Raw genomic sequence first — 12,703 nt, forward strand, 5'->3', positions numbered from 1 at the left:
TGACATGAAAAAAACGCAAAATGAACCTTTTATGATTCGTTTCCTGAAAGCGTCTGCGAATCCCGCAGGTGTTTGCCGATACAGAAACAGATTCAGCTGGGGGCATATCTCCTTTCTATTTATTTTCTTGACGGCATGCCTGCTGGCCCCATTTTCCGTTTCGTTCATGAAAACGGATCATTTCAATCTCAGGACTTTTATGCCGTCAGTGATTCAAGAGGTTGATGAAACGTTTGCTGATCAAGTAGAAGGCTATCAATTAACGAATGGAAAACTGACGGGCGGGAAGGGTTTTTATCAAGTTGAAAAAGGCCGGGCTTTGCTGGCAGTTGATATGAAGCATCAGTTTAAAACAAGCGGGGAGAATGGAAGCCTTAAGGTGAAAGGCTACAATAACGCAATTATATTTCAGTCTGATCATCTCATTATCAGCGATCAAAACGGAACGGGGTTTTCTGTTCGCTATGCGAAAATGGATGCCGGGCTTAAGGATTTGAACGTCCATGATGTAGAGGCTTTAATCAATAAATTGTGGTTTGCGCAGTACAAGCCGATGATCATGGTGCTGGCATATGCAGTGATTTTCATTATCCAGCTTTTTATGACGGCTGCTCTTGCGGGTGGTATTTGGATCACAAAAATATCAAAAATGACCCGCTTGGTGTCATTTAAGGAAGCGGCATCCATGGCGATTTGCGGATCAGCACTTCCGGCATTTGCCGCAGCTGTTGCCGGTATGGTTCATTTTGACTTCATTACAGTATTGTTGATCTATTCGTGCGGCGTCGCCTTGATGATTTCTTTTACATTTAGATATTTGACCCAAACCCGCGATTATAACGGAAATTTACATTTTGGAGGAAACCATGGTAAATCAGCGGCTTTTTGAGATTGATGAATGGAAAATCAAAACAAATAAATTTCTAAAGGAACACAAGCGTCTGCAGGAAAGCCTGACTTCCCTTGCCAATGGCTATATGGGAATCAGGGGGAATTTTGAAGAAAAATATTCAGGCGACAGCCATCAAGGCACATATTTCGCGGGGGTTTGGTTTCCTGATAAAACGCGTGTCGGCTGGTGGAAAAACGGTTATCCGGAATATTTCGGCAAAGTGATCAATGCCATGAACTTTATCGGCATTGATGTATATGTAGACGGAGAAAAAGTCGATCTCTATCAACATTCAATCGAATCGTTTGATTTAGAGCTGGATATGAAAGAAGGGATTCTGCGGCGAAGCGCTGCCATCCGTATTCAGGATAAAACTGTAAGAATCAGATCAGAACGATTTCTCAGCCTTGCTGTTGAGCAGCTTTGTGCGATTCATTACGAAGCGGAGTGCCTGACAGGTGAAGCTGAAATCACGCTTGTTCCTTACCTGGATGGAAATGTCGCAAATGAAGACGCCAACTTCCGGGAACAGTTTTGGCAGGAAAAAGAGGCGGGAGCTGATTCTCACTGCGGCCATTTAGTGGCGAAAACGGCAGAAAATCCGTTTGGAACGCCGTGTTTTACCGTTTCTGCAGCAATGGCAAACGTTACAGACGGTTTTGTCAGCGAAAGTTTTCACACATCCGGCATGTATGCGGAGAATCGCTATGTTTATCAAATGAAGCCGGGAACAAAGGCTTCCTTGGAAAAGCTTATCATTGTGACAACATCCCGTGATTTTCAAGAAACAGAGCTTTTGTCAAAGGGCAGGGAGCTTTTATCCGACATTCTTCGGCGGGGATATGAAGAAGAAAAACAGAGACACATTGATAAATGGAACGAAAGATGGGCAAAAGCAGACATTGAAATTAAAGGGGATGACGAACTTCAGCAAGGAATCCGCTACAGCATTTTTCAATTATTCTCGACATACTATGGAGCCGATCCACGCTTGAATATCGGCCCGAAAGGATTTACAGGAGAAAAATACGGAGGGGCCGCATATTGGGATACTGAGGCATACGCAGTTCCGGTGTATTTGGCCGCCGCCGATCCGAAAGTGACAAGAAACCTGCTCTTGTACCGCTATCACCATTTGGAGGCTGCCAAACGAAACGCCGCAAAATTGGGTCTGAAAGGTGCTCTTTACCCGATGGTGACGTTCACAGGCGATGAATGCCACAATGAATGGGAGATCACCTTTGAAGAAATTCATCGGAACGGTGCGATTTGCTGGGCGATCTGCAATTATGTCAATTATACAGGCGACCGGGGCTATATCGAAGAATACGGGATAGACGTTCTGGTGGAAATCAGCAGATTTTGGGCAGACCGCGTTCACTATTCGAAACGAAATAACAAGTATATGATCCACGGCGTTACAGGGCCGAATGAATATGAAAACAATGTCAACAACAACTGGTATACAAATTTGATTGCGGCCTGGACGTTAGAGTATACGCTTGAAAACCTCGAGAATATTCCGGCAGCAAAACGAAGCCAGCTGAATGTAAGAGAAGAAGAAACGGCGGCATGGAAAGATATCGTTCAGAAGATGTACTTTCCCTACAGTGAAGAATTAAACATTTTCATCCAGCACGATACCTTTTTAGACAAAGAGCTGCAAACGGCGGATCAATTAGATCCGAATGAGCGGCCGCTTTATCAGAATTGGTCATGGGATAAAATTCTCCGTTCCAGCTTTATTAAGCAGGCGGACGTTCTTCAAGGAATTTATCTTTTTAATGATCGTTTTACATTAGAAGAAAAACGGAGAAACTTTGAATTTTACGAACCGATGACCGTTCATGAATCAAGCCTCTCCCCTTCCGTCCACGCCGTGCTTGCAGCTGAACTTCACATGGAGAAGAAAGCGCTCGAACTTTATAAACGGACGGCCCGTCTCGACCTCGACAATTACAATCATGACACAGAAGAAGGGCTTCATATTACATCAATGACGGGAAGCTGGCTTGCGATCGTACAAGGGTTTGCAGGAATGCGTGCCGCGAATGAGACGCTGTCATTTGCCCCGTTTCTGCCGAAAGAATGGGACAGCTATTCGTTTAACATCAATTACCGGGGACGGTTAATTCACATTATGGCAGCGGAAACCAGCGTCGTGTTTGAACTGTTAAAAGGGGACCCGCTGTACATAACGGTCTATCAGAATCCCATTCTGTTGAACGGACGATATGAAGGGAGGATGGCTGATGAGTGAGTGGTGGAAGGAAGCAGTCGTTTATCAAATTTACCCGCGCAGTTTCTATGACTCAAATGGAGACGGGTTCGGAGATCTGCAGGGAATCATTCAAAAGCTGGATTATATCAAAAACCTGGGGGCAGATGTGATCTGGCTGTGTCCGGTGTTTGATTCTCCGCAGGATGACAACGGCTATGACATTTCCGATTATCGGAATTTGTACGAAAAATTCGGGACCAATGAAGATATGTTTCAGTTAATTGATGAGGTTCATAGACGGGGAATGAAAATCATCATGGATTTGGTTGTGAACCATACGTCAGATGAACACATTTGGTTTGTCGAGAGCAGCAAATCGAAAGATAATCCTTATCGGGATTATTACTTTTGGAGAGATCCTGCCCCGGATGGCTCAGAGCCGAATAATTGGGGATCGATCTTCTCAGGTTCGGCGTGGACATTTAATGAGAAGACAGGCCAATATTATTTGCACTACTTTTCGAAAAAGCAGCCGGACTTAAATTGGGAAAATGAAGCCGTCCGTCGGGAAGTATATGATGTAATGAGATTTTGGATGGATAAAGGCATTGACGGCTGGCGGATAGATGTGATCGGCTCCATATCCAAACACGTCGATTTTCCGAGCTATGAAACAAAAGACAGCCGCCGGTATATCGTTGGCCAATATCACTCAAACGGTCCCCGCCTTCATGAATTTATTCAGGAGATGAACCGTGAAGTCTTGTCTCGTTACGACTGTATGACGGTTGGAGAAGCAAACGGCTCAGATATTGAAGAGGCAAAAAAGTATACGGATGCGAGCAGGCGAGAGCTGAATATGATCTTTACCTTTGAACATATGGATATTGATACAGACCAGCATTCGCCTAATGGGAAATGGCAGCTCAAGCCGTTTGATCCAATCGCTTTAAAAAAGACGCTGACCCGCTGGCAGACCGCTTTAATGAATGCCGGATGGAACAGCCTGTATTTTGAAAACCATGATCAGCCAAGGGTGATTTCCCGCTGGGGCAATGATCGTCATTTGCGTAAACAGTGTGCCAAGGCATTTGCAACGGTTCTTCACGGTATGAAGGGAACGCCGTTTATTTATCAAGGAGAAGAAATCGGTATGGTCAACAGCGATTTTCCGATAGAAATGTATGATGATCTCGAAATTAAAAATGCCTATCGGGACTTGGTGATAGAAAACAAAACAATGTCAGAGGCAGACTTTTTAAAAGCCGCTGCGACAAAAGGGCGGGATCATGCAAGAACACCGATGCAATGGAATGCCGGCAAACATGCAGGATTCACAGCCGGAGAGCCTTGGCTGGCTGTAAATCCCCGCTATAAAGAAATCAATGTGAAAGAGTCCTTGAACGATCAAGATTCTGTTTTCTATTACTATCAAAAGCTCATTCAATTACGCAAACAATACAAGATCATCGTATACGGAGATTACCAGCTGCTGCTGAAGGAGAATCCGCAAATCTTTGCTTATATCCGCACGTATCAAGGAGAAACGCTTTTAGTCGTGGTGAATTTGTCGGAGGAAACGGCTGTATTTGACGCACCGGCGGAATTGCTTGGTGAGCAGTGGAACGTACTCCTTTCCAATTATTCTCGTCAAGAGAGTGATATGAAAAGCATTTGCTTACAGCCATATGAGGCCGTGATGTGTATAAGCTCATCAAAGGAAACAATATCATGAAAGCAGTTATATTTGATTTAGACGGAGTGATAACAGATACGGCAGAATATCATTTTCTTGCTTGGAAGCACATAGCAGATCAAATCCATATTCCATTTGACCGAAGCTTTAATGAAAGCCTAAAGGGAATCAGCAGGGAAAAGTCGCTTGAAACCATTCTTGTCCATGGCGGTGCGGCAGCAAAGTATTCAAAAGCAGAGAAACAAGCCCTCATGTTTCAAAAAAACCAACATTATCAAACGTTGATCAGCAAATTGACGCCGAAAGACCTTTTGCCGGGAATCAGCAGGCTTCTTTGTGAACTGAAAAACGAAAATATAAAAATCGCTTTAGCTTCTTCAAGCCGCAATGCCCCAAAAATTCTGGAACGATTGGAGATCATTGATGATTTTCATGCCGTTGTTGACCCGACGGCTCTGGCTAAAGGGAAGCCAGAGCCCGACATATTTTTAACCGCTGCATTGCTTCTCGGCGTATCTCCGGCTGAATGCGCAGCCATCGAGGATGCTGAAGCAGGGATAGCTGCAATCAAATCCGCGGGGATGTTTGCGGTGGGAGTCGGCCATGAACGATCAATGCATGCCGCTGATCTGATGGTTGGGCAAACGTGCGATTTATCGCTTGATCTGCTGAATGAAAAGTGGAAGCAGCATAGTTTTTAAAATCCGGAAATGACAGAGAAAGGGACTCAGCCATTTGTCTAAAAGATGGGGGAATTTCTTTAGATGAAAAAAACCTGCAAGAGATTATTTCTCTTGCAGGCAGTGTATTACTTCTGATCTTCTGTGTTGCGTGTCATGACTTTGTCGATCAAGCCGTATTCTAAGGCTTCATCTGCTGATTTGAAGTTGTCGCGGTCTGTATCGCGCTCAATGACTTCAAGCGGCTGGCCTGTGCGCTCAGAAAGCACTTTGTTTAATTTATCGCGCAATAAGAGGATGCGTTTTGCGGCGATTTCGATTTCAGTCGCCTGTCCTTGCGCTCCGCCAAGCGGCTGGTGAATCATAACTTCACTGTTAGGAAGCGCGTAACGTTTGCCTTTTTCTCCGGCAGCAAGTAAGAATGCTCCCATCGAAGCGGCCATTCCGATGCAGATCGTTGACACTTTCGGTTTGATGAACTGCATTGTATCGTAGATCGCCATACCGGCAGTGATTGATCCGCCCGGGCTGTTGATGTAAATCGAAATATCTTTTTCAGGGTCTTCCGCTTCAAGGAATAAAAGCTGTGACACGATGGAGTTCGCAACGTTGTCATCAATCGCAGATCCAAGCATGATAATACGGTCCTTCAAAAGACGAGAATAAATGTCATAGGCTCTTTCCCCGCGGTTCGTTTGTTCAATGACTGTAGGTATTAAATTCATAATGCTCCTCCTTCACCTTTTAGGTAAGTATGTAGTTACATGATACATTTTTGGTCAATAAAGGTCAAACAAAACGCTGACCAAAATGCCAACCTTTTCTTCCATCACCATTTTTCCCAGAAAATAAAAAGTTCAAACAGCATGTTTTTCAGAAGAAAATAGATGTTACACAATATGCGCAGTAAAGATCACGTATTCACTCATTGAAAAAGAGTTGCTTTCTGCACGTTTCTTTATTATAATATAAAGGTATCTGATTGAAAAAACGTGCGCTCGTAGCTCAGTTGGATAGAGCGGTGGTTTCCGGTACCACGTCTGCCGGGGGTTCGAATCCCTCCGAGCGCGTCTTATAAAGTCAGGAAAGGCAAGGGTTTTGGCAAATTGCTGCCCTTGTCTTTTTTGTGTATAAAAGGGGAATTGCAAACCTTTGAGTTTCGAAATGAAATTTTTCAGAAGCGCTCAGACGAAATTACCTTTCAGTATGCATTATTCCCGTGGAATTGCAGCTACAAAACCAAAGCCCCCCTACTTTAATATAGGGGGTATTCTCATTAGGATTTAGCCACCTCGTTCTTTTGCAAGGGGTAGCTGACTAAACGTTAAGTATAAAGTGATAAACCCGACAATATTCTTATTAAAGGTCTCTCTTTGAAATCCATTGCTGTATTGATAAAAGAGTATATTAAAGATATTAAAACAGTTAATGAAATGAATAATTATCATATATTATAAAAATTAGCTGTTTTTTCTTACCCTATTATGCCTTCTTTCGCAGAATCTATAGCTAAAAAAATATAAACTTCTTTGAAATGGGATAAAGTTTTTGTATCAGTTAAGCAGTTGCAATAAAATAATGTTCCGAATACTGCTCTAGTGTACGGAGCTTTTTAAATTTTAACATTAATATCTAATGAATTTTTACATTTTTATGTTATATTTTATATTGGTCGAAATTGTAAAAAAGGAATTTATTTGTTTGAGGAATAATTTAACAGGGAATAAACTTTAATATTTAATTATCATGTATCTCACTGGAAAATGGAGCATCACAATAGTATTGAAAAACACAGCCTTTTTTAATAAATGGTTGTGAGGAATTGAGGAGGAAAAAAATGTATACAGAAATCTTTAACAAAAAAATAAACTCCTTAAAAGAAAGCGGTCAATACCGGGAGTTTATAACAATTAATAGAATTAATGGACAATATCCCTCAGCTATTTTAAATGGGCAAGAAGATAAAAACTCTGTAGTGGTTTGGTGTAGTAATGACTATTTAGGAATGTCGCAGCATCCTATTGTTACTGAAGCTATGCACGAAGCAATTAGATTATACGGTGCAGGTTCAGGAGGATCCAGAAACATAGGTGATACACATTATCACTATTCTTTACTGGAGTCTTCATTAGCAGATTGGCATGGTAAGGAAGCTTCACTTGTATTTCCAACTGGCTATAGTTCAAATGATGCTACTTTACAATGTTTGTTGCGATTATTACCAGATTGTATTGTTTTTTCGGATGAACTTAATCATGCTTCGATTATAAATGGAATACGTAGTACAAAGGCAGATTGTCAAATTTTTAAACATAATGATGTAGAACACTTAGAGTCGTTATTAGCTGCCCAACCGTATGAACGACCAAAAATTATTATTTTTGAATCTGTGTATTCAATGGATGGAGATATCTCACCAATTGAAAAAATTGCAGATCTTGCTGAAAAATATAATGCGCTAACCTTTCTTGACGAAGTACATGCAATTGGCATGTATGGTCCTCGTGGTGCTGGAATTGCAGCTGATTTGGGAGTGGCAAATCGTATAGATTTTATTCAAGGTACTATGGCCAAAGCAATTGGCATAATCGGAGGATATATCACTGGATCCAGTGTACTTATTGATGCTATTCGGTCATTTGCATCGGGTTTCATATTTACCACTTCTTTACCACCAGGTGTTGTGGCTGCTTGTTATGCAAGTATTGAGCATTTAAAAACCTCTGACAAAGAGAGAAATGAACTACATAATAAAACAAAAATATTAAGAAATTTTCTTTCAGAGGCTGGTGTCCCAGTAATGGATTGCAGTGAAACGCATATCCTTCCAGTTCTAATTGGCAATGCAAAAAAATGTAGGGATGCGGCGAAAAGATTATTAGAAAAACATGGTATCTATTTACAACCAATAAATTCTCCGACCGTACCTGTAGGGACAGAACGCTTTAGAGTAAATGTAACACCGAATCATTCAGAGGAGCAGGTACTACAACTAACACAAGAATTAATTGAAACTTTTGATTATTTCGATATTCCTCTATCAAAAGGATTAATACACGGATGACTTCATTTATGTATGTATTTTGCCTCTTAGTATGGGGATTGAACTTTATTGCAGTCAAAATACAAGGTACTCCTGTCAGCCTTGCGGTGTCATTAACTTACCGTATTGTAGGATCTGCAATTATGTTTGTGATACTTACTTTGATTGTACGCCCAAAAGGACGTCCATCCTGTAAAAATATAGGGCCTCTTATCACTTTCGGGGTATGTAACTTTGCTCTTAGTTACTTATTTTTATATTATGCAACTATTTGGAGTACCGCTGCCTTAGTGACTTTAATATACTCACTAAAAACTGTTTTAACGCCAGTTGCTCTACGTGTTTTCCTGGGAGACCGTCTTCACCCGCGCATTCTAATTGGTGGTTTAATTGGAATTACTGGTGTATGTATATTAGTTTATCCTCTTCTTACAGAGAGCTTGAGCTTGGATAATTTAAAGGGTATAGGGATAGCACTGTTGGGTACAATGCTGACAGCAATAGGAGACGCAAGCTCAGCAGTAAACGCGAGAAATAGAATTAATCCTTTATATGCTAACAGTGTCGGGTTTATCGTAGCTTCTTTACTACTTCTGATAATATGTTTATTTCAGGGACAAAAGTTTACTTTACCTATATCTGTATCCTATCTGAGTTCGCTTGTTTATCTAACAGTAATAGCTTCTTTTTTTGCATGGTTGTTCTACCTAAAACTAATCGAAAGAATCGGGGCAGCAGTAAGCAGCTACATGGTTGCGCTTTTTCCAGCAGTAGGAGGAATAGCATCAGTTTTTATTGGAGATTCGAAACCAACTATATATTTATTTCTTGGTTGTTTATTTAGTTGTGTGGGCGCTGCTATTGCTTTAGGGTTCCTTTTTTCCGTAAAGAGAGTCAAAAACACGTCTACTGATAAAACAACTAAACAACAGGTATAGACGGAACTTTATACTATAAGCAGGTATTGCCTGCTTATTTATGTTTTTATAAGAACCTAACGAGATCTGGGGTTTCACATAAAAATTCATTGTAACTAAGGTGATAAAATGAGTTGCAGACTTATTTGACTGGTTGGAATAAATAAACAGTTGAAGATAAATGGAATGGTTTTATAAAAAACAAGAAATAGGAAGGAACAATTTTATCATTAAATCTTCATATCTTAAAGATGGGTATTCTAACCAATCTGCCATCAATGCCCCGTTGGTTAGCTGCCATTAACAAAATCTTACTCCATTTTTACTCCTAAATGTCAATTAATCTATGCTCATAATCAAAATAAACAAACGCTGATATAATAGGCTTTTGTAACACACAATAAGCTTTCACTTTTATTAAGGGCCTATTGGGCAAACGATGTTAAGACGAACATTTTTTGCAAACCAAATTGCAAACATAATCATCACAAACTAATGGAAAGAATGAAATATAAAAGGAGTAAAATGTTGATTTATCAAAGATTGAAAGAATAGACGGAATCAATAACTCATATTGAAGCTCCTGAATGGTTTCCGGTACCACGTCTGCCGGGGGTTCGAATCCCTCCGAGCGTGTCTTATAAAGTCAGGAAAGACAAGGGTTTTGGCAAATTGCCGCCCTTGTCTTTTTTTGTTTCCTTATAGGTTTTTCATCTATTACTTATGATCAGCAGTTTGTGTTGAGATTTGCCAGGTGATACCGAATCGGTCTGTTACTTGTCCATATGATGGACTCCAAAACGTTTCTTGAAGCGGCATTTCTACCTTCCCGCCTTCTTTTAGTTTTTCAAACACTTCTTTTGATTTTTGCGCATTGTCTATTGTGACGGCTACAGTCACTTGTGAACCAATTTGATACGGCTGGCCCGGGAATGTATCAGAAATCATAAGGTCAGTATCACCGACTTTTAAATGCGCATTTAATACAAGGTCTTTTGCTTCAGCAGGAGTAGGGAATTCTGGATTTTCAGGTATTTCTCCGAAAGTTTGAACCCTAACAACTTTTGCATCCAATGCCTTCTCATAAAATGTAACAGCCTCTTGTCCATTACCGTTCATTACCAAATAAGGATAAATACCTAAAATCATAAAAACACCTCTTTTAAAATTTTCTTTATCACATGAAAGGACCTATATCCTTTCATGTGATAACAGTACTATCATCTATACCACAACTTGATTAGGATATCCTTTATTCGTTGGTTTAATAAGAAAAAAATCAAAGCCTGCATCATTTGGATGCAGGCTTTTTCTCGTTTCCTTTTTAATTTTTTAACACTGAAAAGTTATTAATAACCCCTTTTGATTTGTGCCATTGCTTTGTGAATTTCCCGCTGACTACATTGTATGCGTAAATGGTTCGTTCTTTGATAATCCTTCCGGTTGATTCATCAGTATAGGATTTGGCCTTTGAATCAATTCCTAAGAAATAAACTTTCTTTCCATCAGGAGAATATTGCGGAAATGCTTGACTAAGCAATTTGAATGCTTTTCCTTCTTTAAATAGGATTTTGTATTTATTTGATTTTATATCCAGTTCAAAAACAGCTCTTTTTTCGTCATCAGATCCTGCTGTGAATAAAATCTTGTTACCATCAGGCGAAACCGTGACATCCTGAATCGTTTTTGTGAAACTTCCAATCTTCCGGGTTTTTTTTGCATCAATCATTGAAATATGCATTTTAGGAGGTTTTAATGCTTTTCCTGTTACATTTGATTCCTCAACATTTTTCATATCTTCAGCTAATGAATAATGTAGAACAACTTTAGTATTTTTATTAGCGTTATTTTGGTAAAATTCTACATTTTGATCTTGGTTAAACCGATTTGGAAATATGATATTTATTTTTCGAGAAGCGATATCAAGTGAAGCCAAATGAAAGTTGCGATGAGCAGGCTGATTCAGCCTCATCAATAAAGTTTTTTCATCAGAGGAGAGCTGAAGTTCATCGGCGTAAGCTATATGTTTAGCTATAATTTCTTCCTTGCCCGTCTTTATATGTAACCGTGCAATATTTAATTGGTTACGTTTATCTCTTTTTGTGTAATATAAATTGCTTTTGTCTTTAGTGAAAGCGACCGTAGGATATTCTGTCATTTTTTCTTTATGCAGTACACGATCATTTATGTAATAAGAACTGATAAGGCGTTCATTTGTAAAAGAAATTAGCAGGTCATGTACTGGGGGGCTTGAAATAACACTGCTTGTATTGTTACATACAAGAAAATAAATAAAGGCCGGAATAATGATTGCCGCACCTAAGATTGCATACTTTATTTTCATGCTATCACCCGCCTTTAAAAGAAGCAGGCATATTGTCTGCTTGTCATTCAATAAGTATATTGTCCGGCTACCACACCTGTATCAGTACTGAATCCTAATGCCCGAAAAGCCGTAGGACTTACATCCAAAACAGCTGATGGCATCGTTCCTGCATCCCATTTATAAACAGTAATCTGATATGAAGGCTTCGCATTTGATTTTGCTATTATTTTTGTTCCTTGCGGAGGATTGTCTCCGCCAATTTTTGTTGCACAATCCCATTCTTCAAGAATTTTCCCATGATAACCAACTTTGCCGACACCATTATACCAAGTGATATTTCCCGTAACAGTTTTAGCATCAGCTGACAGAGAGGGACTGATCATAGCCGCAAAGCTAATTCCGGCTAAAAACAAAATGGTCCGCCATTTTTTCATATGATTCACTCCTTTTTCCCTTTCTTTTCCACATTATCATGATTTTCCATTGATTTGACCCAAATTCTCTCGACAACTTTTTTCGTCAGAAAGAACAAAAGGAAGGGGCTGCTTATGTATGAAAGTTTTCGTTTTAGAACCGCTTCCTTTTATTGGGCGGTTTGCAGCAAGAGAAGTGTCAGCCTGGCGGTCGGCAGCGGATATGCTTATCCATTTAAGGCCCCGCGTATATCTTACGAGGCGGATTAGCCGGACTGTTTGAGATGAAGGGAAAGCGAAAAAATTCACGCTGTAAGTATTTTTAAAACAGGGTGCCGTATTTGACAGCAATAAAAAGCAGAGATAAAATAATTATGTAAATATAAACATGTTTAATTAGACATAGGGAGAGGTGATACGGCCGGAATGAACCGTTCGTTGCGTTATAAACAATTTGCTGAATTACACTATGAAGTGAAATGAAAACCCAAGGGAGCGGGGGGACTGACCCCCGT

At 40.1% G+C, this 12,703-nt stretch carries 10 protein-coding genes and 1 tRNA gene; 7 read left to right on the plus strand and 4 right to left on the minus strand.

Features of this window, described 5'->3' with window-relative positions; all coding sequences use genetic code 11:
* Nucleotides 1-4 precede the first annotated feature (4 nt).
* Genes AXI59_RS13355 through pgmB form a run of 4 tightly spaced genes read left to right on the plus strand, consistent with a single transcriptional unit; the run spans nucleotide 5 to nucleotide 5,510 of the window.
* On the plus strand, nucleotides 5-889 hold the full coding sequence (locus tag AXI59_RS13355; RefSeq protein ID WP_061528483.1) for a DUF1189 domain-containing protein: 885 nt from the start codon (nucleotides 5-7) through the stop codon (nucleotides 887-889).
* Nucleotides 867-3,152 (plus strand): glycoside hydrolase family 65 protein, encoded by a 2,286-nt coding sequence (locus AXI59_RS13360; protein ID WP_061528484.1) that lies wholly within the window; start codon nucleotides 867-869, stop codon nucleotides 3,150-3,152. The genes AXI59_RS13355 and AXI59_RS13360 overlap by 23 nt, the downstream gene beginning before the upstream one ends.
* Nucleotides 3,145-4,848 (plus strand): glycoside hydrolase family 13 protein, encoded by a 1,704-nt coding sequence (locus tag AXI59_RS13365; protein ID WP_061528485.1) that lies wholly within the window; start codon nucleotides 3,145-3,147, stop codon nucleotides 4,846-4,848. Before AXI59_RS13360 ends, AXI59_RS13365 begins: the two co-directional genes overlap by 8 nt.
* The gene (gene pgmB / locus AXI59_RS13370; RefSeq protein WP_061521696.1) at nucleotides 4,845-5,510 is read left to right on the plus strand and encodes a beta-phosphoglucomutase; all 666 of its coding nucleotides are present in this window, start codon (nucleotides 4,845-4,847) and stop codon (nucleotides 5,508-5,510) included. Before AXI59_RS13365 ends, pgmB begins: the two co-directional genes overlap by 4 nt.
* A gap of 107 nt (nucleotides 5,511-5,617) precedes the next feature.
* Here pgmB and clpP read toward each other — a convergent pair whose 3' ends face one another.
* Entirely contained in the window at nucleotides 5,618-6,214 is a 597-nt protein-coding gene (gene clpP / locus AXI59_RS13375) for an ATP-dependent Clp endopeptidase proteolytic subunit ClpP (protein ID WP_061521670.1), read from the minus strand.
* 269 nt (nucleotides 6,215-6,483) lie between these two features.
* Here clpP and AXI59_RS13380 point away from each other — a divergent pair.
* The 3 genes from AXI59_RS13380 (at nucleotide 6,484) to AXI59_RS13390 (ending at nucleotide 9,470) form a co-directional block, all read left to right on the plus strand.
* A tRNA-Arg gene (locus tag AXI59_RS13380) sits at nucleotides 6,484-6,559 on the plus strand.
* A gap of 767 nt (nucleotides 6,560-7,326) precedes the next feature.
* Nucleotides 7,327-8,553, plus strand: coding sequence for a 5-aminolevulinate synthase (gene hemA, locus AXI59_RS13385; RefSeq protein ID WP_061528486.1), 1,227 nt, complete (start codon nucleotides 7,327-7,329; stop codon nucleotides 8,551-8,553).
* A complete protein-coding gene (locus tag AXI59_RS13390; RefSeq protein ID WP_061528487.1) occupies nucleotides 8,550-9,470 on the plus strand; it encodes a DMT family transporter in 921 nt (306 codons plus the stop codon). Before hemA ends, AXI59_RS13390 begins: the two co-directional genes overlap by 4 nt.
* Nucleotides 9,471-10,166: 696 nt before the next feature.
* On the opposite strand, the gene AXI59_RS13395 is transcribed toward AXI59_RS13390, so the two are convergent.
* The 3 genes from AXI59_RS13395 to AXI59_RS13405 all read right to left on the minus strand — a co-directional run bounded on the left by AXI59_RS13395 (nucleotide 10,167) and on the right by AXI59_RS13405 (nucleotide 12,209).
* Nucleotides 10,167-10,598 (minus strand): VOC family protein, encoded by a 432-nt coding sequence (locus AXI59_RS13395; RefSeq protein ID WP_061528488.1) that lies wholly within the window; start codon nucleotides 10,596-10,598, stop codon nucleotides 10,167-10,169.
* Between the two features lie 175 nt (nucleotides 10,599-10,773).
* Nucleotides 10,774-11,793 (minus strand): TolB-like translocation protein, encoded by a 1,020-nt coding sequence (locus tag AXI59_RS13400; RefSeq protein WP_061521668.1) that lies wholly within the window; start codon nucleotides 11,791-11,793, stop codon nucleotides 10,774-10,776.
* A 47-nt stretch (nucleotides 11,794-11,840) separates the two neighbouring features.
* A complete protein-coding gene (locus AXI59_RS13405) occupies nucleotides 11,841-12,209 on the minus strand; it encodes an RlpA-like double-psi beta-barrel domain-containing protein (protein WP_061521667.1) in 369 nt (122 codons plus the stop codon).
* Nucleotides 12,210-12,703 lie beyond the last annotated feature (494 nt).

The sequence above is a fragment of the Bacillus nakamurai genome, assembly GCF_001584325.1.
Classification (GTDB): Bacteria; Bacillota; Bacilli; order Bacillales; family Bacillaceae; genus Bacillus; species Bacillus nakamurai.

Excerpts from the sequence above, each read along its gene's own strand:
- AXI59_RS13355 (WP_061528483.1), top strand. The coding sequence starts at position 5 with ATGAAAAAAACGCAAAATGAACCTTTTATGATTCGTTTCCTGAAAGCG.
- AXI59_RS13360 (WP_061528484.1), top strand. The coding sequence starts at position 867 with ATGGTAAATCAGCGGCTTTTTGAGATTGATGAATGGAAAATCAAAACA.
- AXI59_RS13365 (WP_061528485.1), top strand. The coding sequence starts at position 3,145 with ATGAGTGAGTGGTGGAAGGAAGCAGTCGTTTATCAAATTTACCCGCGC.
- pgmB (WP_061521696.1), top strand. The coding sequence starts at position 4,845 with ATGAAAGCAGTTATATTTGATTTAGACGGAGTGATAACAGATACGGCA.
- clpP (WP_061521670.1), bottom strand. The coding sequence starts at position 6,214 with ATGAATTTAATACCTACAGTCATTGAACAAACGAACCGCGGGGAAAGA.
- hemA (WP_061528486.1), top strand. The coding sequence starts at position 7,327 with ATGTATACAGAAATCTTTAACAAAAAAATAAACTCCTTAAAAGAAAGC.
- AXI59_RS13390 (WP_061528487.1), top strand. The coding sequence starts at position 8,550 with ATGACTTCATTTATGTATGTATTTTGCCTCTTAGTATGGGGATTGAAC.
- AXI59_RS13395 (WP_061528488.1), bottom strand. The coding sequence starts at position 10,598 with ATGATTTTAGGTATTTATCCTTATTTGGTAATGAACGGTAATGGACAA.
- AXI59_RS13400 (WP_061521668.1), bottom strand. The coding sequence starts at position 11,793 with ATGAAAATAAAGTATGCAATCTTAGGTGCGGCAATCATTATTCCGGCC.
- AXI59_RS13405 (WP_061521667.1), bottom strand. The coding sequence starts at position 12,209 with ATGAAAAAATGGCGGACCATTTTGTTTTTAGCCGGAATTAGCTTTGCG.